The sequence below is a fragment of the Sideroxydans sp. genome (assembly GCF_054604835.1).
The window spans coordinates 116,603-141,300 of sequence record NZ_JBTSFG010000001.1 but is presented as its reverse complement, the minus strand read 5'-3'; the positions used below and the strand labels follow the sequence as shown (position 1 = coordinate 141,300).

The window sequence follows — 24,698 nt, the reverse complement described above, 5'->3', positions numbered from 1 at the left end:
TGATGCTCCATCGCAATTGTTCATCCACGGCTCACGCCTACCGAGCCGCCTGCTTTGATACGTGTGGGGTAAGGTTCAGTATGCGCGCGAGCGCAGCTTCAGCGCTGCCAGCAGGCTGAAGGTGGAATGCAAAAGCGATATGTGGCGGGAGAAATGCATGGCCCGCAATATAGCGGCTTTTATTGGGGGCCGCAACCGAGCTTATTTGAACTGCAGCAGCAATATCGCCCACTGCTGCGGCCACTGCTCCATCGGCAGTCGCTTGTAGCCGCTCTTGCCGAACTGCTGCCAGCGGCCGACCACATAGCACAGCAGCAGGTTGGCATGCGCCCCGACATCTGCATCCGCGGACAATCTGCCCTGCGTGGAGGCGATGCGCAGCGATTGCTTGAGCGTGGTCTCGACGCGATCCAGGAACTGGTTGATGCGCAGTTGCAAGCGCTCATCCTCGTTCACCAGCGCATCGCCGATCAGCACGCGCGTCATGCCTCGGTTCTTCTGCGCGAAGCCGAGCAGCAGCGCAAGGATGCCCTCCACCTGCCGCAACCCGTCCTGCTCTTCCGTGACGATCTTGTTGATGAGACCGAACACGGTCTGCTCGATGAACTCGATCAGCCCTTCATACATCTGCGCCTTGCTGGCGAAGTGACGGTACAGCGCCGCCTCGGACAGTTGCAATCGCCCCGCCAGGGCGGCAGTGGTGATCTTCTCGCCTTTGGGTTGTTCCAGCATCTCCGCGATGGTTTGCAGGATCTGTAGCTTTCTTTCACCCGTTTGCTTGGTCGCCATAATTCTTCCTTTCTTAAAGACGGTTCATCATGCGCGGCAATTCCAGCACACCGCTTATCTTCACGTCCACAAAGCGCGGCGTGCGCGGCGCACGGCTCACCCATACGGTGTGCATGCCCAGTTGTTTTGCGGTCCGCAGGTTCTCCGCGCTGTCTTCCACCATCACACACTGCGCGGCCTGCAGCTTATGCTTGCGCAACAAGTGACGGAACCCTGCCGCTTCCGGCTTGGGACGGTAACGCGCGCTCTCGATGGCGAACACATCATCGAACAGGTCATCCACCTGCATCAGCTTCAGCACCGCCCGCGCATAGTGCGCGGGGGCATTCGAATAGACCAGCTTGCGTCCCGGCAAACGTTTCAACACCCAGCGCAAACGCGGCTCGCGCAGCACCATCTCGGGCAGTTTGGGAAACTGGTGGGTATGCCACAGGAAATGGTCCGGGTCGGTGCCGTGATGTTTCATCAGGCCGGTCAGCGTCGCACCATAGCGTTGCCAGTAATCGACGCGCAGATCGTTCGCCGCTTTCGCACTCAACTTCAGGTGCTCCTGCAAGTAGGCCGTCATGCTGCGATTGATGTGCGGAAAGATATGCGGCGTCGCGTTATGCAACGTATTGTCAAGATCGAAGACCCAAACGCGCTCGCTCACTTGCTCTTGATCAGCGTGCCGACGCCTTCGTCGGTCAGGATCTCCAGCAACAGCGCATGGGCCACGCGTCCGTCGATGATGTGCACTGCCTTCACGCCGCTACGCGCCGCATCCAGCGCGGAGCCGATCTTGGGCAGCATGCCGCCGGACAAAGTACCGTCCGCCACCAGATCATCGACCAGCTTGGGTGTCAGGCCGGTGAGCAGCTTGCCGTCCTTGTCCAGCACGCCGGGCGTGTTGGTCATCAGCACCAGTTTCTCGGCACGCAACACTTCGGCCAGCTTGCCGGCCACCAGATCGGCGTTGATGTTCAGCGTCTCGCCGTCCGGGGCGACACCGATGGGCGCGATCACCGGGATGAAATCGCCGGAATCGAGGAAAGTGATGATGGAAGGATCGATCTTGCTAATCTCGCCGACCAAGCCGATATCCAGCATCTTGCCCGGTTCGTCGTTGCTCTCCAGCATCATCTTGTCGGCGCGGATGAACGCACCGTCCTGTCCGGTCAGACCGACCGCCTTGCCGCCGTAACGGTTGATGAGATTGACGATGTCCTTATTGACCTTGCCCAGCACCATCTCGACCACGTCCATGGTCTCGTCATCGGTGACGCGCATGCCCTGGATGAACTCACCCTTCTTGCCCACCTTCTGCAGCAGGTCGTTGATCTGCGGACCGCCGCCGTGCACCACCACAGGGTTCATACCGACCAGCTTGAGCAGCACCACATCGCGCGCGAATCCCTCCTGTAACTTGGGATCGGTCATGGCGTTGCCACCGTATTTGATGACGATGGTCTTGTCAAAGAAGCGCTGGATATAGGGCAGCGCTTCGGACAGGGTGTGGGCTTTTTGCGCGGCGGTGGCAGCAGTTAATGGCATGGCGACTCCTGAAGAAATTGCCGCGAATTCTACTCCAGACAGAATGAAAACGGGCGGCAAAGCGCCGCCCGCATGCATGTTGATGAGGGAGTAATTACTGGATGACCAGCTTCTTCGCGCTGACCGCCACCTTCTTCGGCAGCATCAATTCCAGCACACCATCCTGATATTTCGCTTGGGCAGCGTTCTCATCCACATCCTGCCCCAGCGTGAAAGCTCGAGACACACTGCCGTAGTAGCGCTCGCTCCGCAGCACTTTTTCACCTTCCTTCACTTCTTTCTCATTTTTGACCTCTGCACTGATCGACACCTGATTGCCGTCGATATGCACATGGATGTCATCCTTCTTCACGCCGGGTATCTCGGCATGCACCTTGTAAGCCCTGTCGTCCTCGCTGACATCCATCCTGATCTGCACCTCCTGCTGCCCTTCCAGGCGCACGGGCTGCATGAAGAAACCCCGGAACAGGTCGTCCAGGGCATCGCGGGTCGGGTTGTATCTGCTGATGTTGGCCATTTCGTTCTCCTTGAATTTCGTTCACAGACTGGCGGGACAGCCCGCCTGTTTGCAATCTATGGTCGCCAAGGAGAATTTCAAGGGCATGAAAAAGGCGGCTTTCAGCCGCCTTTTTCATGTGCAACGATGGGTGCTACTGGTGATCCATCACTGCCGGATCGTTGTAGTGCTTGTAGCTCAGCTCCAATGCACGTACCGCTGCTTGCACTTCGACATCCCGCGTCTTGCCGCCTATCTTGAGGGACAAGGTCACCGGCACCTTGTCACCCACATTGAGCGGCTGTTTGAGCCCTACCAGCATCAGGTACAAGCCGCGCTCGCCGAACAGCGTGTTGCTGTGCCCCGCCAGCTTCAGGTCCCGCAATGTGCGTTGCTGCATCTTGCCGCCGCGTTTCATGACGTGGCGTATCTCGCCGGATGCTGCCAGCGGACTGCTCACGCCCAGCAGTTTTGCTTCCCTGGTCACATACAGATTGAGTTGCACGGTGGCGGCTGTCTGCCCCGGTACGCTCTCGCGCATCCAGACCTTATCCACCAGCACATCGCTGGCCGCATAGGCTTGCGGCGCAACGAGCAAGCTCAGGATAAGAAACAGGATTCTGCGCATGCCGCCCTCCGCTATCAATGCTGCATATGCTGGTGCATATTGCCCATGTCATGTCCGCCGGCTGCAGGCATGTCGTGCATGGGCTTGCTGGCACTGGCATTCAAGGCCTTGGCCGGTGCTTTGAACTTCACGTTCTTGGTCTTGCCGTTTTTGTGGCGCAGCGTGAGCATCAGCTCGATCTGCTGGCCTTCCTTGATCTGCTGTTTCAAGCCGATCAGCATAAGGTGATATCCAGCCGCACCCAGATCGACTGCTGTGCCGGCCGGCAGATCGATAGCCTCGACCTGGCGCATCTTCATCATGCCGCCCTCGTGCACCATGCTGTGCAATTCTGCGGTGTCGGCACACTTGCAGCTGACGCCGACCAACTCCGCCGCTTGCTTGCTGGTGATGACGGCTTGCACCATCGCGCTGTCCTGCCCCGGTGCCGTGGCGCGCGTCCATGCTTGGGAAACCTCCACATCGGCCGCTTGCGCAGCAAAAGAAAGACCGAACAACACTGCAAAAAGAACCTTACGCATTTGATACTCCTTGTAAATGAGGCGCCACATTTCCGTGGCGCACTATTCTAGCCCCGATTCCGCTTCAGAACGCGAAATCACCTTTCAGCCAAAGATTGCGACCCATCTCGTTCACGCGCGTGGTCTGCGTGTAGCCTGTCACCATCGTTCCGGCGCGGCTGATGTGCTCGGCATAGGTCTTGTTGAACAGATTGTCCACACCGGCGCTCACCTTGAAAGCCTTATCCGCATGCCAGCCACCGTTCAGCGAGAACACGCCGAAACCGCTAGAAGCCGCGATGTCCTGACCGGCAATATTGCCCTGATTCACCGCCACGCGATCCTGTGCGGCTACGGCACGCAACAGCGCACCGAACGACCACACCTTGTCGTCGTAGTTCAGGCCGACACGCACTTCCAGCGGCGGCATCTGCCCCAGCGCGGTGCCATCGGTATCATTGCTGCCGCGCACATAGGCCAGGCTGCCGTCCACCTTCCAGTTGTCCAGCAACGCATAGGCAACACCCGCCTCGGCACCATAGGTCGTCGCGGCGACATTGCGCGTCACAGTGACGGCCGTCATACCCTTCATCACGTTCGACTGGATTAGGTTGAAGTCGGTGATCTTGCTATAGAACGCGGACACGGAACCCGACAGATAGTCACCCGCACGGTAGTTCATGCCGACATCGAGTTGCGAGGTCTTCTCACTGAAGGTATTGAACGAACTGGCAGTGGTCAGGCTTTCCTTGTTGAACAATTCCCAGTAATCCGGTGCGCGCGCAGTGCGCCCTGCCCCGACATACCAGGTATGTGTCGCGGAGGTATCCTGCTCATAGCGCACAAAACCGCTGGCCAGTGTCTCCTTGCGGGTCTGGTTGGCTGTCGGATTCATCACCGACGTCATGCCGCGCATGATCATGATCCGGAAGTCGGTCGCCTGCCAGCTGTCGGCACGCAGACCGGCGATCACGCGGCGCGTGTCACTCACATCCTGATGCCATTCACCGAACACGCCGAGGTTCTTGAACTCTGCATCTTTGGTGCGCGCTTTCAGCGTGTAATCGCCCATGTAGCCGGGCGCCGCACCCATGCGGTTGGTGTGCACATTGTATTGCGTATCCAGCCCCAACTTGAGCTGGCTGTCGTCTGCCAACTGCAGCGTTCCGACTGCACGACCACCGGTGGTCTTGCGATCCGGGTTCATCGCCGCCATCATCGAAGCGGGATTACCGCTGCGCAGGGTGTAGCTGTCCATCACATGGTCGACATAGTTGTAATACGCCTGCGCCTCGACGGCTTCCAGCATGCCGCCCATGTTGCGCTTCTCGAACTTCGCGCCAAAGTTATCACGCGCAAACTTGGAACCGTCCACGGCACGGTCCGCATAGGCGGCCTGTCCGTCGCTCTTGGCCAGCGTCACTTCCATGCGTGTCACGTCATCCGGCGTCCAGCCCAGTGCCGCGTTGCCGCTCCAGCGTGTATAGGAAGAATGTACGGCCACGCCGCTGCCGTCCTTGTAGTCGTTGGCATGGGTGCGCGTCGCATCGGCGCGCACATAGTATTTCTCGCTGCCGGTGGTGGCGCTCAACATCTCGTCGTTGCGGCCGAAGCTGCCCAGCATCAGAGATGCCTGACCATGCGTGCCGAATTGCGCATCGCGATCTATGCTGCGTTCGAACAACACCGTCCCTGCCGAGTTACCCGCACCGTACAGCACGGTCTGCGGGCCTTTCAGCACGGTGATGCGGTCATACGAACCAGGAAACACATACGCCGTGGGCGGGTCCATGCGGCCACCGCATCCGCCGAAGATCTGCTCGCCGTCCAACAGGATATTCAAACGCGAACCGGCCATGCCGCGCAGCACAGGATCGCCGTCCGTGCCGCCTTTGCGGATCACCGAGAAACCGGGGATGGTCTTGAGATAATCGGCCCCGTCGTGGGCAGGTACCGGCTGGCGCGGCTTCCTCGGGTCGGTCTTCACTGTCAGGGGTGCGCTGCTCTGCGGCGCGGTCACCACCACTTCGTCCATGGTCTCGTCTACTGCCATCGCTGCATGGCTCAATGCCAGTGCGACGCTCACCGCGATCATCTTCAACTTCATCTCATCTCCTCCGATTTATCAAATTCAAGCGGAAAAGATTGTAGGGAGTTCGCGCTGCGCGCCCCTGCGTCATTTTGTCGCACGCCTGTAAACACGGGCATCCGGTAGAATCCGCGCCATGCATTCTTCCCTGCTCGCCTCCCAGACCGGACACTCTCATCTGCGCCGCCTGTTCATGTTGCGCAACTGGGCCATCCTCGCGCAGCTGGCCACGCTGATCTTGGTACACCGCTTCCTCAGCACAGATCTCGCCTGGCTGCCGATGCTCTCCACGGTCGGCGTGCTGACGCTGGCGAACGCTCTGACCTGGTGGCGGCTGTCGCGCGACTACCCGGTCAGCCATCTGGAACTGTTCGTGCAACTGACGCTGGACGTGACCATACTCAGCGTGTTGCTCTATTACGCGGGCGGCTCTACCAATCCCTTCATCTCGCTCTACCTGTTGCCGCTGGTGCTGGCCGCCGCCATCCTGCCGCGCCGCTATACCTGGGGCATGGCGACCTTGACGCTGGCCTGCTACAGCCTGCTGATGGTGTGGTATGTGCCACTGCCGACAGGCGATGCCCATGCGCAACACACCCCAGCGATGACACAGATCGCCCCGGATCAGCATGCCGGCCATGACGACCCCGATTTCTGCCGCACCGAGTCAGAACCCGTCGCCGCTGCTGCCTCCGACACCTCGCCGCTAGGCGATGCCTTCAACACCCACGTGATCGGCATGTGGCTGGGCTTTCTCATCAGCGCGGCGGTGATCGCCTATTTCGCGGTAGAGATGGCGGCGGCGGTGCGATTGCGCGACGCCCAGCTCAACCGTGTGCGCGAAGACACGTTGCGCAACGAACGCATCGTGGCGCTCGGCACGCTGGCCGCCGGTGCCGCACACGAGCTCGGCACGCCGCTGTCCACCATGGCAGTGGTGATCGGCGAGATGCGCGATGAATGCGAGATTCCCGAACAGAAAGAGAATCTGAACCTGCTCGATGATCAGGTGAAAAACTGCAAACGCATCCTCGACACGCTGATCCGTCACGCGCAGGAGACACCGGACGAGGTAGATGTGGAGACTTTCCTGCACGATGTGCTGGACGAATGGCAGTTGCTGCGTCCCACCGTGCATTACCGCCACCAGGTCGATGGCGCGCAACCCGCCCCGCGCATGAGTGCCGACCCCGCATTGCGCGCCGCTTTGCTGAACCTGCTCAACAACGCCGCCGATGCCTCGCCGGACGAGATGGACATCCTGCTGCACTGGAACGATGAGCGCACCGTGCTGGAGATACGCGACCACGGCCCCGGCCTCACACCGGAAGCGGCGGAACGCGCCGGTGCCGCGTTCTTCACCACCAAGGCGGAAGGTCGCGGACTCGGTCTGTTCCTCGCCAATGCCACGCTGGAAAGGCTGGGCGGCAGCGTGCAACTGTCCAACCGCGAAGGCGGCGGCGCGACCACCGAAGTGATCCTGCCCCGTGCCAAGGTGAACACATGAGCGACCTGCCAACCCTGCTGCTGGTGGACGATGATGACACTTTCAGAGGTGTGTTGAGACGCGCGCTGGAAAAACGCGGCTATACCGTGAGCGACGCGAACAGTGTGGAAAATGCCTTGCCGCTGGCGGAAGAAAATCCGCCGGAGTTTGCGGTGATCGACCTCAAGATGAACGGCGCTTCAGGCTTGGTGCTGGTGCAGCGCCTGCACGAACTCGACCCCAACACGCGCATCGTCATGCTCACCGGCTACGCCAGCATCGCCACCGCAGTGGAAGCGATCAAACTGGGGGCCACGCAATATCTTTCCAAGCCTGCCAATGCCGACGAGATCGTGGCCGCCTTCGGCCACAGCGCAGATCCGGACAAAGCGGTGGATGCGCAACCCGCCACCGTCGACCGCCTGGAATGGGAACACATCAACCGCGTACTACTGGAACAGCACGGCAACATCTCCGCCACGGCCCGCCTGCTCAACATGCACCGCCGCACCTTACAGCGCAAGCTGGCGAAACGGCACGTGGTGGATTGAACGGTGCGCAGCTCAGAGTGAGCTGACGAACTGTATCGCCTGTTCAGCCTGCTCAGCAGCTTGCGCAGCGACCTCGTCGGCCTTATCAGGGTCGATACCCAAAGCCGCCCATTCTTCGTCGGTAACTTGATTGCCGACGAATTCGCGCAGCCCCATGGGGGGGATCAGTTTTTCGGTGACATGGATGATGCGTGCCAGCGGCAGTCCTGCTGCTGCCTCGGGCGCATCAGGGCTGTGGTGATAACGGATCACCGCAACCAGCTCTTCCGGCAGATTCCAATATTTGGCCAGCTCTGCACCCAGTTCGTCATGCGTCGCCGCCAGCAATTCCCGTTCGATCTCGATGGAAGGGCGATCCGGCTCGATGGCGATACGCGTATGTAAGTCATCGCTGCGCTGCACATCCAGATGCGCCAGCGCCAGAAAGCCGATGTCGTGCAACATGCCGGCAAGGAAGATGAGATCGTCCTGCGGGCGCGACTTGAACGGCATGGCGCGCACCACCGGCAACATGGCGAACGCGACACTCAGGTTGTGCAGCCAAAGTTCCTGCGGATCGAAACGTCCGATGGATTTGCTCACCAGAGACATCACGGCGATGCCGGTGGCCACCGATTTGACCCGGTTGAGTCCGAGCAGCATGGCGGCTTCCTTGACCGAGCTGGCCTTGTGTGAAAGACCGAGTAGCGGCGAGTTCGACAGGCCGATGATCTTGGCCGAAATGAGCGGGTCCTGCGAGATCAGCAGCATCATCTGCTGTTCCCCTTCATCGCTATTCAGATCCAGAGACATGAGTTTTTGCGCAATGACCGGCATAGCCGGGAGTGAATCCAGATGGCGGATACCTTGTCGCAGATCAACAGATCCACTCACTTCCTGAGTGAAATCCAGATTATGGGAGTTATCGACTGTCATAGTGGTGAGGAGGATACGTGCAGAAAGCGTGCAACTCAAGCATGTCGGCAGGACCGGCAGGCATAGGGGCTGCCATGGCACTGTATAATCCGCGCCTCACTCTGTCATGACCGATATGCGATTCCCTTTCTTTCTGCTTTGCCTGTTGTCCGGCATGCTCACTTCCGCCCATGCCTTCCCGCCCGCCCCCACGCTGGCGGCGAAACACTACGCGTTGTATGACACCAGCAGCGGCCAGATGCTGGTGTCCGAAGCGGCGCATGAACATATCGCTCCCGGCTCCCTGACCAAGCTGATGACCGCCTATGTGGTGTTCGGCGCGATCCAACGCGGTGACTTGTCAGCCAGCCAGCGCCTCGCCCCTACGCCCTATGCGCTGCGCTTGCAGAACGAGGAAACGCGCATGTTCCTGGAGGCGGACAAGGAGGTGACAGTCGAGGTGTTGCTACGCGGACTGATCGTGCAATCGGCCAACGATGCCGCACGTGTACTGGCCGAAGGAGTCGCCCACCACGAGATCGCCTTCGCCGACCGCATGAACAGCGAAGCCCAGCGGCTGGGGCTGCGCGACACGCATTTCACCAACGCGACCGGCGAGGCCGATGCACAGCATTACAGCAGTGCGCATGATCTGGCGCTGATCGCGGCGGCACTGGTGCGCGACTTTCCCCAGTTCTACAGTTTGTATGCCTTGCGCGAGTATAGCTACAACGGCATCAACCAGTTCAACCGAAACCGTTTGCTGTGGCTGGATCCGCATGTGGACGGCATGCAGACCGCATACAGCGAAGCGCTCGGCTACTCGCTGGCAGCATCTGCCCTGCGCGCACCGCGCCGCCTGATCGCCGTGGTGATCGGCGCCGACAAGGAGATATTGCGCACCTCCGAGACACAGCGTCTGCTCAACCACGGCTTCCGCCAGTATGAGTCGCTGCAGCTGTATCAAAAACAGCAGGCAGTGCGCAGCATGCCGGTCTGGAAAGGCACGCAGGACCAGCTCGACATCGGTTTCCGCGAAGATCGCTATGTCACCATCCCCGCCGGACAACGCGAACAGTTGAGCGCACAATTGGAAACGATGCAGCCGCTGGTCGCACCGGTGAATGCTGGGCAGCAGGTCGGCACCTTGCACCTGACGCTGAACGGCCAGCCTTTCCTCGACCTGCCCGTGGTGGCTTTGCAAACCGTACCGCTGGCCAATGTGTTCTCGCGCGGGGTGGATGCGATACGATTGTTGTTCCAATAGGAGGCGACGATGGATGTCTATCTGAACGGGGCGTTCATGCCCATCGAAGAAGCCAAAGTGCCGGTGCTGGACCGAGGTTTCCTGTTCGGCGATGGCGTGTATGAAGTCATCCCGGTCTATGCGCGCAATGCGTTCCGCATGCGCGACCACCTGCAGCGTCTGCAACACAGTCTGGACGGCATCCGCCTACCCAACCCGCACAGCGCGGAAGAATGGGAAGCGATCCTAGCTGTGTTGATCGCGCAACTCTCGCTGGACGACCATTACCTCTACCTGCACATCACGCGCGGCGTCGCCAAGCGCGATCACCCATTCCCCAATCCGCCGGTGCCACCCACCGTATTCGTGATGAGCAGCCCGCTGACGCATCCCCCGGCTGAAGCGATCGCCAGCGGCGTCGCCTGCATCACGGTGCAGGACAACCGCTGGCTTCGTTGCGACATCAAGTCCATCTCGCTGCTGCCCAATGTGTTGATGCGTCAGGCATCTGTCGATGCAGGCTGCGGCGAAGCGATCCTGATCCGCGATGACAGCTTCATGACCGAAGGCTCGGCCAGCAACATCTTCATGGTGAAGGACGGCGTACTGCTCGCCCCCCCGAAAGATCATCTGATGCTGCCCGGCATCACCTACGACGTGATCCTCGAACTGGCAGCCGCCCACAGCATCAAGGCCGTGATACGCAAGATCATGAAAGAAGAACTGTTCAGCGCGGACGAACTGCTGCTCACCTCCTCCACTCGCGAAGTGATGCCCATCACCTCGCTGGACGGCCTAGCCATCGGCAACGGCAAACCCGGCGCGATGTTCGCGCAGCTATATCCGCTCTACCAGACATTCAAAAAAGAGATCATGCGCAAATGAACGAACAAAAAGACTCCCTGATCGACTTTCCCTGCGACTTCCCCATCAAGGTGTTCGGCGTCGCACAGCAGGGTTTCGCGCAAGCGATGGCCGAAGCCGTGCAGCAGCACGCGCCGGACTTCAATGCCGCCGACATTGCGATGCGCGCCAGCAGCGGGGCGAAATATCTCAGCCTGACCTGCACGGTGCATGTCACCTCGCGCGAGCAGCTCGACGACATCTACCGCGCACTCAGCAGCCACCCGATGGTGAAGATGGTGTTATGACACCGCCCATCCACATCCGCGCGCTGGGGCTGGTCGACTACGAACCCACCTGGCGCGCCATGCAAAAGTTCACTGCCGAGCGCACAGCCGATACCGTGGATGAGATCTGGCTGGTGCAACACCCGCCGACCTACACGCAAGGCCAGGCAGGCAAGCCCGAGCATCTGCTGAATCCGACTTCCATCCCGGTCGTGAAGATCGACCGTGGCGGGCAGATCACCTACCACGGCCCTGGCCAGATCGTGATCTATCTGCTGCTCGATCTGCGCAGCTGGAAAATCAACGTGCGCGATCTGGTGCGTCTGATGGAACAGGCCGTGGTCGACCTGCTGGCGGAACACGGCGTACAAGCGGAAGGACGGACCGATGCGCCCGGCGTGTATGTGCATGACGCCAAGATCGCCGCGCTGGGCTTGAAGATCAAGAATGGTTGCTGCTACCACGGGCTGTCATTCAATGTGGACATGGACCTGACACCGTTCGACAACATCAATCCCTGCGGTTATCAGGGACTGCGTGTGACGCAATGTCTAGAACTGGGTATCGCACCGGAATTCGAGGAGTTACAGGCGGAACTGACGCAGAACCTGGTGCATGGTTTGCAGCAGCATCTGCTGGCAAAGGGCTCAGTTAGCGCCGGTTGAGATCGCCGCCTCGGGCGGCGGTGCCAGCACGGTGACCGTCACACGGCGGTTGCGGGCTCTGCCTTCGATCGTATCGTTAGATGCCACGGGATCATTGTCCGCATGGCCGATGGCCTTGAGATGATCTGCGGTCAGCCCCTGCTCGATGAACAGTCGCACCACGCTGCTGGCACGGGCAGATGACAGTTCCCAGTTGGACGGGAACTGTGCTGTTGCGATAGGCAGGTTGTCGGTATAGCCTTCCACCTCCACCGGCATCGCCTCTTCCGCCAGTATCTTTGCGACATCCGTCAGCGTCGTTACTGCTTCAGCTTGCAGCGTCGCATCGCCCTGCTGGAACAGCATGCTGGCGTTGATGTCCAGCGTGACGCCTCGATCGGTCTGGGTGACGCTCATCGCCCCCTTGTTGACGAAGCTCGCCAGTTTGCTGTTGAGCGCCGCGCTCAGGCGTTTCATGCGTTCCTGCTGTTTGATGTATTTTTCGGCCAGACGCGCGTTGCGGCGTTCGATCAGCGCCTTGAAGTACATCTCCTCTTCGCTCAGACCGGTGCCGGCATCCCCTGTTCCCGCCTGTTTACCAAAGGCTTGGGTCATGGAACCGCTGAACACTTTGTATTTGCCTTCATTGACCGAAGAGATGCCGTACATCACCACGAAGAACGCGAACAGCAGGGTGATGAAGTCGGCATAGGAGACCATCCAGCGATCATGATTGTCCGGCCCTTGTCTTTTAGCCCGGCGTGCCATATCAGTGCAGGTAACCCCTGAGCTTGTTCTCGATGTAGTGCGGATTCTCCGCGTTGGCGATCATGCACAGCCCGTCGATCACCATCTCGCGCTTGTTCACCTCACGCTGGATGAGAATCTTGAGTTTGCCTGAGATAGGCAGGAACACCAGATTGGCGAAACCCACACCATAGATGGTGGCGATGAAAGCGACCGCGATACCGGCGCCCAGTTTGGCGGGTTCGCCCAGATTCTGCATCACGTGCACCAGACCCAGTACCGCCCCCAGGATACCGATGGTGGGCGAATATCCGGCGGCGGCCTCCCACACGCGCGCGCTCTGCCAGTGCAATGTCTCGTAACTGTTCAGGTCGATCTCCAGCACTTCGCGCACCTTCTCCGCGCTGTGCCCGTCCACCAGCAACTGCAAACCCTTCTGTACGAAGGGATCGTTGATGGTTTTGATCTGCCCTTCGAGGGCAAGGATGCCGTCTTTGCGTGCCACATTGCCCCAGGCAGTCAGACGGTAGACCAGTTGCTGTGCTTCGCTCCTGGGCGTGACGAACACCCACTTGGCCATCTTCACGCCACTGATGAACACATTCATCGGATGCTGCACCATCACCGCGCCCAGCGTGCCGCCGAACACGATGAGGAAGGCTGCCGCCTGCAGCAGCACATCGACCGAACCGCCTTCGAGGAACTGGCCGCCCAGGATACCGGCGACGGCAATGACCAGTCCAAACAGGCTGAGTATGTCCATCAATGTCCCCGTAAAGTGGTACGCAAGCGTGCCACGGCCTGGCTATGCAATTGGCACACGCGCGATTCCGAGACACCCATCACTTCGCCGATCTCGCGCAGATTCATCTCCTGCTCATAGTGCATGCCCATCAATAATCTCTCGCGTTCCGGCAGGCGTTCGATGGCCTGCACCAGTGCCGTGCGGAAACGGTCGTCCTGCAACAGCTCCAGCGGGTTGGCCTCGGTGCTGTAATCATGCCGGTCGAAGAAACCCTCATCGTCTTCGTTGTGGAAGTCTTCGTAGTAGACCAGCTGCGCGCCGCGCGCTTCCTGCAACAACTGCTGGTATTCGGTCAGGCTGACCGACATTTCTTTGGCGATCTCGGTCTCGGTCGGCGCGCGTCCCAACTTCTGCTGCAGCTTGCTGATGGCGTTCTCGATGCGGCGCGTGTCGCGGCGCATGCTGCGCGGCAACCAGTCCGCCCCGCGCAGTTCGTCTAGCATCGCACCGCGTATACGTTGCGCCGCATAGGTCTCGAACTGTGCGCCGCGCAATTCGTCATAGCGGCTGGCTGCGTCCAGCAGACCGATCATGCCGGCCTGTATCAGGTCGTCCACATCCACACTGCCAGGCAGTTTCAGCATCATATGGTGAGCGATACGCTTCACCAATGCCGCATGTTCCTGCAGGCATTGGTTCTTATCGTTCAGTCCATTGGGCGTGTACATTTTCTTTATTCTTCCGATCTTGCCGGCAGTGGACTGTGCCTGGCGCGTTACCGGCGCCTCAGCGACGGCAACGGGGCTCATGTCAGCGCTGCCATGCCGCCTGTGTGCGAACGCATCGCCTGCGCACTGCGCGGCTGCGACATGCGCATCAGTCTTTGCATGACGCTGCTCAGACGGTCCTGCACATGTTCACTGACGCCAGGTGCGCGCAGCAGTCCTTGTGCGATCTCGCGCATCGCCATCGACGATGCTGCCGAGGGGAACGCATCCACTACCGGACGGCACAATTGTGTCGCACGTTTCAACTTTTCATCAACTGGAATATAGCCCAGATACGAAAGGCTTACCTGCAAATGATGACGCGCGACCTTTTCCATGTTGTCGAACACTGCCAGTGCCTCGCGTTCGCTGCCGACACGGTTGACCACGATATCAAAGGCCTGACGGCCGTTGTGCACCGCCATCTTCTTCAATAAGGCATAGCTTTCGGTGATGCCGCTGGCGGTCGCGTTCAATACCAGCAGCAAGGGTTCGTCGCCGGACAGGCTGGCGCACACCGAATTGCCATCGCGGGCCGCATCCACCAGCACCACATCTCGCCCCACTGCCGCCCCCAGCAACGATTCCAGCAGACGTTCGCGCTCGGCCTCCTCCATCTTGGGCAGTGCCTGCATCGCGCGCGCCACCGGCAACACGCCGGGACCGGCCATGCCCTGCAGCAGCACATCCTGCCAAGTCTTGTCGCCGCGTGCCGCATGCAGCAGGTCGTAACGCGGACGCAGCGCCAGCGTGTTGGCCACATTGTCGTGCGACAGGTTCTCGTCCAACACCAGCACGTCTTTGCCGGCATGGGCGAACACCGCCGCCAGATTGGTGACGATACTGGTCGCGCCCAATCCGTCGCGCGCGCCCAGCACGGTGATCACCTGGGCATTGCCGCGTGCCAGCAGTTTGCGCAGTCCGGCGGCCTGATCGCCGAAGCCGAAGGTCTGGCTATCAGTGCGCATACTCCCTCCCTGCGGCGACACCGCTGGTCAGCCCGGCCATGAAGGCCGGGAAATCCATTTCCGGCAGTGCAAAGTTGGATGCCTTGCCGACGTCCTTGAAGGTGCGGTGCAGCAGATAGTCCAGCTTCACCTCATGCAGGTCTTCCGGCACGCGCTGGCCGCTGGCGATGTAATGCATGGCCAGTTTGTGGCGCGCCACCACATCGAGCACCGTGCCCAGCGTGACCGCTTCGTCCAATTTGGTCGGGATGCAACCGATCACACCCGGTCCGCCGTACATCTTCACCACATCATCCAGCGTGCCGCCTGCACTGGTAGCGTTCAGGAGCAGCAAACGGCCGATGCCGGCTTCGTCGAACATGCGATTCTGCTCGGCCACGCGGCTGTCGCGCTGGCCCACACCCATGGTGTCGATCAGTACCAGATGCTTGTGTTTGAGACCGGACAGGGTGAGTTTCAGATCGTTGGCATCGCGCACGGCATGTACGCTCACACCGAGGATCTTGGCGTAGATGCGCAGTTGTTCATAGGCACCGACACGGTAACTGTCGGTGGTGACCAGTGCCACCTTGTCCGCGCCGTAACGCACCACCGCACGTGCGGCCAGCTTGGCGGTGGTGGTGGTCTTGCCCACGCCGGTGGGGCCGACCAATGCAAACACACCGCCGCGCGTCACCACATCGTCCTGTACACCGGCCACGCGCAGGTTGTGCGCGAGGATGCGCTTGACCCAATCCAGATCGGCGTTGGCCGGCATCTTGTCCAGCAAGCGGCGCGACAAGGCCGGACTGAAACCGACATTGACCATGTCACGCATCAGGCCGGAACGTTTCGGGTCCTGCTGCTGGATGTTGCCCCAGGCCAGTGTGGCCATCTGCTCCTGCATCTGTTTGTGCATGGACTTGAGTTCGCTCAACAGGCGCTGTTGCTCGGCGGGCTCTTGCGCCACTTCAGCGACAGCGGGAGACGGTGTCTGTGTCACAACACGCTGCGTTTCCGCCGCGAGCACTTTCGCGCCCAGTGTGGCGGCCTGGTTCTGTGCACGATCGGAAAGAGCGGGGCGCTGTTCGATGCGTTTGTCGAGGCGCGGCTTGGAGGAGGCGCGGGATTCGACCACGCGCGTCTCGTTCAGATGTGACAGTTCACTACCCAGGATGGCAACGATCTCGACACCTTCGGCTACTTTGCGATTGGACAAGATGACGGCGTCCTCGCCCAGTTCGATGCGTACCAGTTTCAGGGCCTCGCGTGAGCTACCTGCGATGAATTTTCTTGCGTTCATGCTCTACCTCCTACCATGGCTGTCACCCGGATCGTTTTGAAACCGGGTACTTCTTCTTGGGAAATGACTTTGAGTTGCGGTACGGCGCGTTTCAGGAAGCGTGCCAACAGATCGCGCAGGCCGCCGGGCACCAGCAATACGGTGGGCAGACCCAGCCGCTCCTGGGCGGCGGCGGCGGCGCGTGCTTCATTGAGCAGGGTATTGGCCAGTCCCGGCTCGATGGCGGAACCGCCCGCCTGCAAGGCCTGACCGAGCACGTATTCCAGCTCCTTGTCCATACCAATGACCTGCAGCTCCTGCGACGACGGATAGTATTGCTGCACGATGGCGGCCCCCAATCCGACCCGCACCAATGAGGTGAGTACGGTTGCGTCCTGCGTTCTCGGGGCATGCTCGGCCAGTGTCTCAAGGATGGTGCGCATATCGCGGATATGCATGCCTTCGTCGAGGAGGTTCTGCAGCACCTTCTGCACGGTGGTGAACGGCAGCAGGTTGGGGATCAGGTCTTCGGTCAGCTTGGGCGCAAGCTTGCCCAGATGGTCCAGCAATTGTTGCAGCTCCTGACGGCCGAGCAGCTCGGCGGCGTAGGTCTGGATCAGGTGACTCATATGGGTCGCCACCACGGTACCGGCATCGACCACGGTATAACCCATGGCCTGCGCTTGGTCGCGCAGGTTCTGTTCGATCCAGATAGCGGGCAGTCCGAAGGCCGGGTCTTTGGTCGGCGTACCGGGTAACTGGCCGCTCACGTTACCTGGATTGATTGCCAGCAGTTGTTGCGCATAGGCTTCGCCACTGCCGATCTCGGCCCCCTTGAGCGTGATGCGATAACTGTTCGGCGACAGATCGAGGTTGTCACGGATATGCACGGGTGGCGGCAGGAAGCCCATGTCCTGCGTGAATTTCTTGCGGATACCCTTGATGCGGCGCAGCAGGTCGCCGTCCTGCGCCTTGTCCACCAGCGCGATCAAGCGGTAACCCACTTCCAGACCCAGCACATCCACCTGGGACACGTCTTCCCAACTGGCTTCGGCCGCTTCGGGGATCACCACTTCCTGGGCATGCACTTCCTGCTCCTGCACCTGCGCCTGCTTGCCCTTCTGCATCAGGAAATAGGCGAACCAGCCCATTGCGCCGGCCAGCATCAGGAAGGCGAAATGCGGCATGCCGGGGATCATGCCCATCAGGCCGATGATGGCGGCAGTCAGCACGATGACATGGGGATTGGAGATCAGCTGCTTGCTCAGTTGCTGGCCGATGTTGTCTTCGGAAGCAACGCGGCTCACCACCATACCGGCAGCAGTGGAGATCACCAGCGCCGGGATCTGCGCCACCAGACCGTCGCCGATGGTGAGCAGGGTGTAGTACTTGGCGGCAGTCGCCAGATCGAGATCATGCTGCAACATGCCGACCACCAGACCGCCGACCACGTTGATCAGCATGATCATGATGCCGGCCACGGCATCACCGCGCACGAATTTTGAAGCACCGTCCATGGCACCGTAGAACTCGGCTTCCTGCGATATCTCGGCGCGGCGCTTGCGTGCCGCATCCTCGCCGATCAGACCCGCGTTCAGGTCGGCATCGATGGCCATCTGCTTGCCGGGCATGGCATCCAGAGTGAAGCGCGCGCCGACCTCGGCGATACGACCCGCACCCTTGGTGATGACCACGAAGTTGATGATGACCAGGATGATGAACACCACCAGACCGACGGCGTAGTTGCCGCCGACCAGGAAGTGGCCAAACGATTCGATCACCTTGCCGGCCGCAGCCGGGCCGGTGTGTCCTTCCAGCAGCACCACGCGCGTGGAAGCGACGTTGAGCGACAGACGCAGCAGGGTGGAGATCAGCAGCACCGCAGGGAACACCGCGAAGTCCAGCGGCTTAGTGGTGTTCATCGCCACCAGCAGCACCATGATGGCCAGCGCGATGTTGAAGGTGAACAGCATGTCCAGCAGCAGCGGCGGCAACGGCAACACCATCATCGACAAGATCATCACGATCAGCAACGGCCCGGCCAAACCGCGCACGCCGGTACTGGTAAGTGATCCCTTGAGTGTATTGATGATGTCGTTCATGTCGCGCCCCGTTCTGCTATCCGTTTCGCCGCGCCCCAAAGGGGGCTCATGGCTCGTACGTATTATCTGGAGGGTGCGTCAAATCAAAGGTGGGAATAGAAGGGGAATTGTGCGGCTATTAATCGCAGTGCCTGGGCACTGCATCAATCAGCAGCCGCTTCGGCCAGCTCTTTGGTCAGCGGGTCGAGTTCCTTGGGCACGGGCAACTCGCCCGGCTTCACCGGCTTGACCCCGCCCTGCTTCTTGTAGCGACGCAGCTGGTAGACATAGGCCAGCACTTCCGCGACGGCCGTGTAAAGCGCTTCTGGAATAGGCGCACCTAACTCGCTGTGTTTATGCAAAGCACGCGCCAGCGGTGGTGCTTCGAGGATAGGCACGTTGTGTTCCTTGGCGATCTCTTTGATCTTGGCCGCCAACAGGTGTGAACCCTTGGCTACCACGATAGGCGCGCGCATCTTGTCCTCGCTGTATTTGAGTGCGACCGAATAGTGGGTCGGGTTGGTCACCACCACGTCGGCGGTCGGGATCTCGGACATCATGCGGCGGCGTGCAATCTCGCGCTGCATGCTGCGGATGCGTCCCTTGACCTGCGGATTCCCCTCGGTCTCCTTACCTTCCTGGCGGACCTCTTCCTTGGTCATCTTCAGCTTCTTGGTGTGTTCGTAAAGCTGGAACGGCACGTCGAGGATCACGATCAATACCATGCCCGCCATGATGGCGGCATAGCTCCACCAGATCATGTTGTTAAGATGCGGGATGGCGCGCACGACCGGCTCGCTCACCAGTTGCATCACTTCGTCGCGATTGGCCCACACCACCCAGGCTCCGATGCCGCCGACCAGGATCGCCTTGCCCAGCGCCTTGACCAGCTCGATCAGGCTATGCGCGGAGAACATGCGCTTGATACCGCTGAAAGGATTGAGTTTGCCGAATTTCGGCTGTAAAGCCTTGGGCGAAAACAGCCAGCCACTCATCAGCAGCGGCGAGAGTAGCGCCACCAGCACCAGCATCACGAGGAATGGCACGAAGGTGAGCAGGATGTCCATGAACAGATCATGCAGCCTTGGCACCATCAGCTCGATGTTGAAAGCAAGCGCCCGATCCAGGGTCAGCCCGTTATGCAGAAGCCGCAGCATCCCCTGGCCCAGCACCTCACCCATCATCCACAGCCCGGCACCACCGGCCACAAGGCCCATGAAAGTGGACAGCTCGCGCGAGCGCGCAACCTGACCGTCCTCGCGCGCCTTGTCAAGTTTGCGTTGCGAGGGTAATTCTGTCTTTTCGAGATCGCTGTCCTGACCGGCCATGTCGTCCATCCTTTATCGGTGCGGCGATCATAGGACGGGTTCGCGCGTGGCAAGGGCGCGAAATGAAGGGGTTTTTCAGCCCTATTGCATAGATTCCAATGCACCGGACCGACATAAGATGGCATCATTGCGGCAGGCACCTCAAGCAACTACAGAGGTGGCCGATAAGAATCATCAGACATATGCATCAGGGGGAAGTATGAAAAGGAATATCACACCGACCACGGTCGAGAAAGTGATGCGGGACGACGACTTCATCGTCTCCATGACCGACACCAAAGGGCGCATCACCTACGGCAACCGCATCTTCATCGAATTCTCCGGCTATAGCGAAGAAGAACTGCTGGGTACCCAGCACAACATCATCCGCCATCCGGATATGCCGCGCGCTGTGTTCCAGTTGCTGTGGGACAAGATCCAGAAGAAGGAAGAGTGCTTCGCCTATGTGAAGAACATGTCCAAGGACGGCGCTTTCTACTGGGTGTTCACCAACGTGACACCGACCTTCGACTCTTCCGGCAACATCAACGGTTATTTCTCGGTGCGCCGCAAACCCAAGCGTAGCGGCATCGACGCGGTGATGCCGCTGTATGCGGCCATGCTGGAAGCGGAGCGCAAGGCCGGTCCGGCCAATGCCATCGCGGCATCCACCAAGATCCTGGTGGATATCCTGAACGATAAAGGAATGAGCTATGACGAACTGGTCCTTGCAATCTAGATTCTCCGCCCTGCTATGGGCGTTCTCTTTCGGCACGCTGGTCATCATCCTGACCAGCTTCGCGCGTCACGGTTTCGATGCGTTCATGATCACCTTTCTGGTCGTCGGCATCGCCGTCTCGGCGGCAGGACAAATGCTGACCCGTCGCTGGCTGTTGCCGCTGAAAAAGGTCGAAGATGTGGTGCATGCTGTCGCAGCAGGCAAGTTCAATTCCCGCGTGACGGGCATCGGCCACTCCAGCGACGAGATCAGCATGCTGTGCTGGGACGTCAACGACATGCTGGACCAGCTGGCCACCTTCTTCCGCGAACAGGAGACCAGCTTCCGCGCCAATCTGGCAGGCAACTTTGAACGCCAGGCGATGAGCGGCGGCGTGCATGGCGGTTTCAAGAAAGGGCTGATCAACCAGAACATCCTGCTGGAGGGTATGGCCGAACAGAAACGCAGTGCCATGCGCACCCATATGTTGTCGCGCGCCCACCATCTGAACACCGACAACCTGCTGAAGAACCTGGTCTCCAACCAGAGCGATCTGAAGACCATCACCGACAACATGGAAGAGTTGGCGCGTATCTCTCGCCGCACGCGAGAGGATGCCGAGGAAAGCCGCGCATCGGTGAAGGATGTGGTGCAGCGCCTGTCGGGCATCGTGGCGCGGGTGAACCATGCCAACGAGGCGATCACCAACCTCAATGCGCGCAGCAGCGAGATCACCAAGGCGGTCGGCCTGATCACTTCCATCGCCGACCAAACCAACCTGCTCGCACTCAATGCCGCCATCGAGGCGGCCCGTGCGGGCGAAGCCGGACGCGGCTTCGCCGTGGTGGCAGACGAGGTGCGCAAGCTGGCCGAGAACACCAAGAACGCTTCGGAATCCATAGGCCGCATCATGCTGATGCTGCAGAGCGAATCGGCCAAGATGCTGACCGACTCGCAGGAGATGCACGAGATCGCCAATTCCTCGCAAAGTGTCATCGGCAAGCTGGAACACAAGTTCGGCCAGTTCTACGAATCGGCTGTGACCTCGCTGGCCAGCGCCCGCTACGCGCAGGACCTGAGTTTCGCGTCGCTGGTGAAGGTCGACCACGTCATCTACAAACAGCGCGCTTATGTACTGGTCAACGACTGGGACAACGAGGAATACAAGACCGCGGTCGGGGTCGATCATCACAACTGCCGCTTGGGTAAGTGGTACGAAGGTGCGGGTAAAGAGGTGTTCGGCGAGATGCCGTCGTTCCGCAAACTGGATGTGCCGCACAGCAAGGTGCACGGATCCGTGCAACGCATGCTGTCGCTGATGGAACTGAACTGGGCACACGACGAATCCCTGCAGGACCAGATCTTGGCACAACTGAAGGTGGCGGAAGATGCCAGCCTGGAGGTTATGTCAGTCATCGACCAGATGGTCGCCGACAAACATCCTCAAGTAGCGAAACGAAGCTGATCGTTAACGGGTGGCGACGCGTCCGCGCATCGCCACCCGCTCAGTATTCCCGGCTGCGCATGATCGCCCGCTCGGCGATCCTCTCCAGCGGCAACACCTCATCCACCGCGCCCAGCTCGATCGCTGCACGCGGCATACCGAACACCACACAGCTGTTTTCATCCTGGGCCAGATTGATGGCACCGGCCTGTTTCATCTCCAGCATGGCGACCGCCCCGTCCTTGCCCATACCGGTCAGCATCACACCGACGGCACGCGCGCCCAATACCCTGGCAGCGGAGCGGAACAGCATCTCTACCGAAGGACGATGGAAGTTCACAGGGGGCGCATCGTTCAGCTGGATGCGATAGCCGGTGCCATGTCTGGCGATCTGCAGATGTGCATTGCCCGGGGAGAGGTATACCGTACCTCCACGGATATCTTCGCCCTGCTCAGCCAGTTTGACCTTCAACTTGCACAGTCCATCCAGACGCTCGGCGAAAGAAGGCACGAACGACTCCGGCATGTGCTGCGCAATCAGGATAGGCGGTGCATCGACCGGCATCTTCGACAGGAATATGCGCAAGGCATCCGTCCCGCCGGTGGAAGAGCCCACGACGATGATGCGCCCCTCAGGCATGCTTGGCCAACTCGTAGACGGTCTGGCCGCGCAATTTGAAATAGGCGGCGGCATGATAGAAACTCTCCGAATGCCCCGCGAATAGCAAACCGTGCGGGTGCAGCAAGGGCGCGAACTTCTTCAAAATGCCGAGCTGGGTATCCTTGTCGAAGTAGATCATCACATTGCGGCAGAAGATGCCATCCAGCTTTTCACGGACCGGATAGTTCGCATCGAGCAGATTGATACGCTTGAACTCGATGCAACGCTGCAATTCGGGACGGATCTTGAAATAACCCGCTCCATCGGGGAGAAAGAAACGCTCCACCCGTTCCGTGCCCAGCTTGAGCACGGCTTCCGCCTTGTAGCGTCCGGCTTTTGCCGTGACCAACACATGACTGTCCAGATCCGAAGCGATGATGCGCACCGCATGATCGAAACCGCCGAACGTCTCCGCGGCGGTGATCGCCATCGAATACGCCTCTTCGCCTGTGGAACAGGCCGAACACCACAGATGTATCGGGCGGGACGGACCGAGTTGCCGCAGAAAATCCGCTAGCAGGTTGAAGTGATGTGCCTCGCGGAAGAACGAGGTGAGATTGGTGGTCAGGGAATTGACGAAGGCTTCCCATTCATCCTCGTGACCTTTCTGCAGGAAAGACAGATATTCCGAGAAGGTCTTGATCCCGGTCACGCGCAGCCTTCTCGCCAAGCGGCTGTAGACCAGTTCCTGCTTGCTGTCCGCCAGCGCAATGCCGGCATGGCGATGGATCAGGTCACGTATCTTCTGAAAATCCTGATCGGTAAAAACAAATTCACGATTCATCATGCTGGGACAAAACCCGGTTCCGGCTGTCATGTATCGAACAACCGGAACTCAGTACCGGTGTCATTTTGTGGAAGCGCACAACAGACTGTTGTCCCCCTCCCCGGCGATGGCGATACGCTCCAGCGCGGACAGAACGGCCATGCTGTCCGATTCCATCTTGCCCACCAGTGCCATGCCGCGCAACGGATCGCCAGCATGGAAGGCCGCCACGGCTTCTTTGCCGTTGTTGTGGAAGCTCTGGTGCGGTGCAGCGACCGCCTGATATCCGTCCAGTTTCGAGAAGCAATCCTTGCCTTCACCCTCGAAATACCATTTGCCCAGACGGCAAGCGGTATGCGAGGCGAAGCTCGCGGGCTCCCTGTCGGAGATGCCCATGAACACCTTGTAAATCTCAAACTTGTACAGGATATGGTCGATCTTGGCGACTTCGACGAAGCTACGCAGGGCCGCCGCCGAGATGGTGCCCTCCATGGTGTGGGCCAGATCCAGCAGATGCTTCATGTTCCCCATCACGGTACCCACGTCGCTGCTGAACGTCTGCGATTTCGCGGCCCATTCTTCCATCTGGGTGCGCGCATGGTGTGTCTCGTCCTGGATCGCCGTCACGATGACCGATATCTCGCTGGTCGCCTTGGCGGTACGTTCCGCCAGCTTGCGCACTTCATCCGCCACCACCGCGAAACCGCGCCCCTGCTCGCCGGCACGGGCGGCTTCGATGGCCGCATTCAACGCCAGCAGATTGGTTTGATCCGCGATCTCCTTGATCAGCTTCACGATGCTGCCGATCTGCGCTGCCCGTTCGGTCAGCCCCTGCACGTTCTTTGAAGTGCGCAGCGTGTCGCCGGACAGCGATTCCAGACTGGACGCGATATTCAACACCGCTGCACGGTTGTTCACCGAAACAGAAGCCGCTTCGACCGCGTGCTGCTTCTCTTCGCGCAAGGAAGTCGCCGCCGCGACCTGCGATGTTTGCAGGGCGATGAACGATTCGCCAAAACCCTGCATGTTGACGAATATCTGGTCAGCCACTTCGCATTTCAGCTTGGCCTGCTCCGCTTCCTGACGGTACGACTCGCGCTGGCTCTCCAGCCTGGCCAGTTCGTCCCGCAGATTGCCGATGTCACGTTCCGTTTCTACCAGACGGCGCTGTGCCGTTTGATAGTCCTGCTTGATCTTTCCGCCAAACATGACTTCCTCCAGATTGATGTTGTTGTTCTATAAGCGAA

The 24,698-nt window shown here is 59.9% G+C and carries 26 protein-coding genes and 2 pseudogenes; 10 read left to right on the top strand and 18 right to left on the bottom strand.

Annotated elements, in window-relative coordinates; genetic code table 11:
* Window positions 1–201: 201 nt before the first annotated feature.
* The 7 genes from slmA to ACYCZ5_RS00660 all read right to left on the bottom strand — a co-directional run bounded on the left by slmA (window position 202) and on the right by ACYCZ5_RS00660 (window position 6,053).
* Window positions 202–789, bottom strand: a complete 588-nt coding sequence (slmA, locus tag ACYCZ5_RS00690; RefSeq protein WP_461542840.1) for a nucleoid occlusion factor SlmA — start codon at window positions 787–789, stop codon at window positions 202–204.
* Window positions 790–802: 13 nt separating this feature from the next.
* Window positions 803–1,441: a pyrimidine 5'-nucleotidase gene (locus ACYCZ5_RS00685; RefSeq protein WP_461542839.1), complete on the bottom strand. Its 639-nt coding sequence runs from the start codon at window positions 1,439–1,441 to the stop codon at window positions 803–805.
* Window positions 1,438–2,322 carry an acetylglutamate kinase gene (argB, locus tag ACYCZ5_RS00680; RefSeq protein ID WP_461542838.1) on the bottom strand — a complete coding sequence of 295 codons (885 nt, stop codon included), beginning with the start codon at window positions 2,320–2,322 and terminating at the stop codon, window positions 1,438–1,440. The genes ACYCZ5_RS00685 and argB overlap by 4 nt, the downstream gene beginning before the upstream one ends.
* Window positions 2,323–2,416: 94 nt before the next feature.
* Complete coding sequence (locus ACYCZ5_RS00675; RefSeq protein ID WP_461542837.1) at window positions 2,417–2,839, bottom strand: Hsp20/alpha crystallin family protein; 423 nt, start codon at window positions 2,837–2,839, stop codon at window positions 2,417–2,419.
* A 133-nt stretch (window positions 2,840–2,972) separates the two neighbouring features.
* Window positions 2,973–3,446, bottom strand: a complete 474-nt coding sequence (locus tag ACYCZ5_RS00670; protein ID WP_461542836.1) for a copper chaperone PCu(A)C — start codon at window positions 3,444–3,446, stop codon at window positions 2,973–2,975.
* Window positions 3,447–3,460: 14 nt separating this feature from the next.
* Window positions 3,461–3,967 (bottom strand): copper chaperone PCu(A)C, encoded by a 507-nt coding sequence (locus ACYCZ5_RS00665; RefSeq protein WP_461542835.1) that lies wholly within the window; start codon window positions 3,965–3,967, stop codon window positions 3,461–3,463.
* Between the two features lie 64 nt (window positions 3,968–4,031).
* Window positions 4,032–6,053: a TonB-dependent copper receptor gene (locus tag ACYCZ5_RS00660; protein WP_461542834.1), complete on the bottom strand. Its 2,022-nt coding sequence runs from the start codon at window positions 6,051–6,053 to the stop codon at window positions 4,032–4,034.
* 118 nt (window positions 6,054–6,171) lie between these two features.
* Between ACYCZ5_RS00660 and ACYCZ5_RS00655 the strand changes: the two genes are divergently transcribed.
* Window positions 6,172–7,542 carry an ATP-binding protein gene (locus ACYCZ5_RS00655; protein ID WP_461542833.1) on the top strand — a complete coding sequence of 457 codons (1,371 nt, stop codon included), beginning with the start codon at window positions 6,172–6,174 and terminating at the stop codon, window positions 7,540–7,542.
* Window positions 7,539–8,072 (top strand): response regulator transcription factor, encoded by a 534-nt coding sequence (locus ACYCZ5_RS00650; protein ID WP_461542832.1) that lies wholly within the window; start codon window positions 7,539–7,541, stop codon window positions 8,070–8,072. The genes ACYCZ5_RS00655 and ACYCZ5_RS00650 overlap by 4 nt, the downstream gene beginning before the upstream one ends.
* Before the next feature lie 12 nt (window positions 8,073–8,084).
* Here ACYCZ5_RS00650 and ACYCZ5_RS00645 read toward each other — a convergent pair whose 3' ends face one another.
* Window positions 8,085–8,888 carry an HDOD domain-containing protein gene (locus ACYCZ5_RS00645; RefSeq protein ID WP_461543349.1) on the bottom strand — a complete coding sequence of 268 codons (804 nt, stop codon included), beginning with the start codon at window positions 8,886–8,888 and terminating at the stop codon, window positions 8,085–8,087.
* Between the two features lie 205 nt (window positions 8,889–9,093).
* Here ACYCZ5_RS00645 and ACYCZ5_RS00640 point away from each other — a divergent pair, with 205 nt between their 5' ends.
* From ACYCZ5_RS00640 to lipB, 4 genes are read left to right on the top strand one after another with little or no spacing between them, the layout of a single operon-like run.
* Window positions 9,094–10,233 (top strand): D-alanyl-D-alanine carboxypeptidase family protein, encoded by a 1,140-nt coding sequence (locus ACYCZ5_RS00640; RefSeq protein WP_461542831.1) that lies wholly within the window; start codon window positions 9,094–9,096, stop codon window positions 10,231–10,233.
* A gap of 9 nt (window positions 10,234–10,242) precedes the next feature.
* Complete coding sequence (locus ACYCZ5_RS00635) at window positions 10,243–11,097, top strand: D-amino acid aminotransferase (RefSeq protein WP_461542830.1); 855 nt, start codon at window positions 10,243–10,245, stop codon at window positions 11,095–11,097.
* Window positions 11,094–11,363: an HP0495 family protein gene (locus ACYCZ5_RS00630; RefSeq protein ID WP_461542829.1), complete on the top strand. Its 270-nt coding sequence runs from the start codon at window positions 11,094–11,096 to the stop codon at window positions 11,361–11,363. The genes ACYCZ5_RS00635 and ACYCZ5_RS00630 overlap by 4 nt, the downstream gene beginning before the upstream one ends.
* Window positions 11,360–12,007 carry a lipoyl(octanoyl) transferase LipB gene (lipB, locus tag ACYCZ5_RS00625; protein ID WP_461542828.1) on the top strand — a complete coding sequence of 216 codons (648 nt, stop codon included), beginning with the start codon at window positions 11,360–11,362 and terminating at the stop codon, window positions 12,005–12,007. Before ACYCZ5_RS00630 ends, lipB begins: the two co-directional genes overlap by 4 nt.
* Here the strand turns inward: lipB and motD are convergent.
* The 7 genes from motD to flhB form a co-directional block, all read right to left on the bottom strand.
* Window positions 11,990–12,754 carry a flagellar motor protein MotD gene (gene motD / locus ACYCZ5_RS00620; protein ID WP_461542827.1) on the bottom strand — a complete coding sequence of 255 codons (765 nt, stop codon included), beginning with the start codon at window positions 12,752–12,754 and terminating at the stop codon, window positions 11,990–11,992. The genes lipB and motD overlap by 18 nt on opposite strands.
* Window position 12,755: 1 nt before the next feature.
* Window positions 12,756–13,496, bottom strand: a complete 741-nt coding sequence (locus ACYCZ5_RS00615) for a flagellar motor protein (protein ID WP_461542826.1) — start codon at window positions 13,494–13,496, stop codon at window positions 12,756–12,758.
* Window positions 13,496–14,206 (bottom strand): RNA polymerase sigma factor FliA, encoded by a 711-nt coding sequence (locus ACYCZ5_RS00610; RefSeq protein WP_461543348.1) that lies wholly within the window; start codon window positions 14,204–14,206, stop codon window positions 13,496–13,498. The genes ACYCZ5_RS00615 and ACYCZ5_RS00610 overlap by 1 nt, the downstream gene beginning before the upstream one ends.
* A 77-nt stretch (window positions 14,207–14,283) precedes the next feature.
* Window positions 14,284–15,213, bottom strand: coding sequence for a MinD/ParA family ATP-binding protein (locus ACYCZ5_RS00605; protein WP_461542825.1), 930 nt, complete (start codon window positions 15,211–15,213; stop codon window positions 14,284–14,286).
* Complete coding sequence (gene flhF / locus ACYCZ5_RS00600) at window positions 15,203–16,495, bottom strand: flagellar biosynthesis protein FlhF (RefSeq protein ID WP_461542824.1); 1,293 nt, start codon at window positions 16,493–16,495, stop codon at window positions 15,203–15,205. Before flhF ends, ACYCZ5_RS00605 begins: the two co-directional genes overlap by 11 nt.
* Complete coding sequence (gene flhA / locus ACYCZ5_RS00595; RefSeq protein WP_461542823.1) at window positions 16,492–18,576, bottom strand: flagellar biosynthesis protein FlhA; 2,085 nt, start codon at window positions 18,574–18,576, stop codon at window positions 16,492–16,494. The genes flhF and flhA overlap by 4 nt, the downstream gene beginning before the upstream one ends.
* A gap of 143 nt (window positions 18,577–18,719) precedes the next feature.
* Window positions 18,720–19,892: a flagellar biosynthesis protein FlhB gene (gene flhB / locus ACYCZ5_RS00590; protein ID WP_461542822.1), complete on the bottom strand. Its 1,173-nt coding sequence runs from the start codon at window positions 19,890–19,892 to the stop codon at window positions 18,720–18,722.
* A 190-nt stretch (window positions 19,893–20,082) separates the two neighbouring features.
* Between flhB and ACYCZ5_RS00585 the strand changes: the two genes are divergently transcribed.
* From ACYCZ5_RS00585 to ACYCZ5_RS00570, 4 genes and pseudogenes are all read left to right on the top strand, one after another.
* Window positions 20,083–20,601 (top strand): PAS domain-containing protein, encoded by a 519-nt coding sequence (locus ACYCZ5_RS00585; RefSeq protein WP_461542821.1) that lies wholly within the window; start codon window positions 20,083–20,085, stop codon window positions 20,599–20,601.
* Window positions 20,576–20,881 (top strand): annotated as a pseudogene (locus ACYCZ5_RS00580) (HAMP domain-containing protein); the annotation flags it as partial. The gene ACYCZ5_RS00585 and the pseudogene ACYCZ5_RS00580, both read left to right, overlap by 26 nt.
* Window positions 20,855–21,538 (top strand): annotated as a pseudogene (locus ACYCZ5_RS00575) (methyl-accepting chemotaxis protein); the annotation flags it as partial. The pseudogenes ACYCZ5_RS00580 and ACYCZ5_RS00575, both read left to right, overlap by 27 nt.
* Window positions 21,521–22,045 (top strand): CZB domain-containing protein, encoded by a 525-nt coding sequence (locus ACYCZ5_RS00570; RefSeq protein WP_461543347.1) that lies wholly within the window; start codon window positions 21,521–21,523, stop codon window positions 22,043–22,045. The pseudogene ACYCZ5_RS00575 and the gene ACYCZ5_RS00570, both read left to right, overlap by 18 nt.
* A 40-nt stretch (window positions 22,046–22,085) precedes the next feature.
* On the opposite strand, the gene ACYCZ5_RS00565 is transcribed toward ACYCZ5_RS00570, so the two are convergent.
* From ACYCZ5_RS00565 to ACYCZ5_RS00555, 3 genes are read right to left on the bottom strand one after another with little or no spacing between them, the layout of a single operon-like run.
* Window positions 22,086–22,664: a CheB methylesterase domain-containing protein gene (locus ACYCZ5_RS00565; protein WP_461542820.1), complete on the bottom strand. Its 579-nt coding sequence runs from the start codon at window positions 22,662–22,664 to the stop codon at window positions 22,086–22,088.
* Window positions 22,657–23,472 (bottom strand): CheR family methyltransferase, encoded by an 816-nt coding sequence (locus ACYCZ5_RS00560; RefSeq protein WP_461542819.1) that lies wholly within the window; start codon window positions 23,470–23,472, stop codon window positions 22,657–22,659. The genes ACYCZ5_RS00565 and ACYCZ5_RS00560 overlap by 8 nt, the downstream gene beginning before the upstream one ends.
* 60 nt (window positions 23,473–23,532) lie before the next feature.
* Window positions 23,533–24,660: a methyl-accepting chemotaxis protein gene (locus tag ACYCZ5_RS00555; RefSeq protein WP_461542818.1), complete on the bottom strand. Its 1,128-nt coding sequence runs from the start codon at window positions 24,658–24,660 to the stop codon at window positions 23,533–23,535.
* Between the last annotated feature and the right edge of the window lie 38 nt (window positions 24,661–24,698).

Coding starts and splice junctions, on each gene's coding strand:
- lipB (WP_461542828.1), top strand. CDS start 11,360: ATGACACCGCCCATCCACATCCGCGCGCTGGGGCTGGTCGACTACGAA.
- ACYCZ5_RS00660 (WP_461542834.1), bottom strand. CDS start 6,053: ATGAAGTTGAAGATGATCGCGGTGAGCGTCGCACTGGCATTGAGCCAT.
- ACYCZ5_RS00670 (WP_461542836.1), bottom strand. CDS start 3,446: ATGCGCAGAATCCTGTTTCTTATCCTGAGCTTGCTCGTTGCGCCGCAA.
- ACYCZ5_RS00675 (WP_461542837.1), bottom strand. CDS start 2,839: ATGGCCAACATCAGCAGATACAACCCGACCCGCGATGCCCTGGACGAC.
- ACYCZ5_RS00665 (WP_461542835.1), bottom strand. CDS start 3,967: ATGCGTAAGGTTCTTTTTGCAGTGTTGTTCGGTCTTTCTTTTGCTGCG.
- ACYCZ5_RS00610 (WP_461543348.1), bottom strand. CDS start 14,206: ATGTACACGCCCAATGGACTGAACGATAAGAACCAATGCCTGCAGGAA.
- flhF (WP_461542824.1), bottom strand. CDS start 16,495: ATGAACGCAAGAAAATTCATCGCAGGTAGCTCACGCGAGGCCCTGAAA.
- ACYCZ5_RS00585 (WP_461542821.1), top strand. CDS start 20,083: ATGAAAAGGAATATCACACCGACCACGGTCGAGAAAGTGATGCGGGAC.
- ACYCZ5_RS00615 (WP_461542826.1), bottom strand. CDS start 13,496: ATGGACATACTCAGCCTGTTTGGACTGGTCATTGCCGTCGCCGGTATC.
- ACYCZ5_RS00630 (WP_461542829.1), top strand. CDS start 11,094: ATGAACGAACAAAAAGACTCCCTGATCGACTTTCCCTGCGACTTCCCC.
- slmA (WP_461542840.1), bottom strand. CDS start 789: ATGGCGACCAAGCAAACGGGTGAAAGAAAGCTACAGATCCTGCAAACC.
- flhA (WP_461542823.1), bottom strand. CDS start 18,576: ATGAACGACATCATCAATACACTCAAGGGATCACTTACCAGTACCGGC.
- ACYCZ5_RS00560 (WP_461542819.1), bottom strand. CDS start 23,472: ATGATGAATCGTGAATTTGTTTTTACCGATCAGGATTTTCAGAAGATA.
- motD (WP_461542827.1), bottom strand. CDS start 12,754: ATGGCACGCCGGGCTAAAAGACAAGGGCCGGACAATCATGATCGCTGG.
- ACYCZ5_RS00655 (WP_461542833.1), top strand. CDS start 6,172: ATGCATTCTTCCCTGCTCGCCTCCCAGACCGGACACTCTCATCTGCGC.
- flhB (WP_461542822.1), bottom strand. CDS start 19,892: ATGGACGACATGGCCGGTCAGGACAGCGATCTCGAAAAGACAGAATTA.
- argB (WP_461542838.1), bottom strand. CDS start 2,322: ATGCCATTAACTGCTGCCACCGCCGCGCAAAAAGCCCACACCCTGTCC.
- ACYCZ5_RS00645 (WP_461543349.1), bottom strand. CDS start 8,888: ATGCCGGTCATTGCGCAAAAACTCATGTCTCTGGATCTGAATAGCGAT.
- ACYCZ5_RS00565 (WP_461542820.1), bottom strand. CDS start 22,664: ATGCCTGAGGGGCGCATCATCGTCGTGGGCTCTTCCACCGGCGGGACG.
- ACYCZ5_RS00640 (WP_461542831.1), top strand. CDS start 9,094: ATGACCGATATGCGATTCCCTTTCTTTCTGCTTTGCCTGTTGTCCGGC.
- ACYCZ5_RS00555 (WP_461542818.1), bottom strand. CDS start 24,660: ATGTTTGGCGGAAAGATCAAGCAGGACTATCAAACGGCACAGCGCCGT.
- ACYCZ5_RS00635 (WP_461542830.1), top strand. CDS start 10,243: ATGGATGTCTATCTGAACGGGGCGTTCATGCCCATCGAAGAAGCCAAA.
- ACYCZ5_RS00650 (WP_461542832.1), top strand. CDS start 7,539: ATGAGCGACCTGCCAACCCTGCTGCTGGTGGACGATGATGACACTTTC.
- ACYCZ5_RS00570 (WP_461543347.1), top strand. CDS start 21,521: ATGCTGACCGACTCGCAGGAGATGCACGAGATCGCCAATTCCTCGCAA.
- ACYCZ5_RS00605 (WP_461542825.1), bottom strand. CDS start 15,213: ATGCGCACTGATAGCCAGACCTTCGGCTTCGGCGATCAGGCCGCCGGA.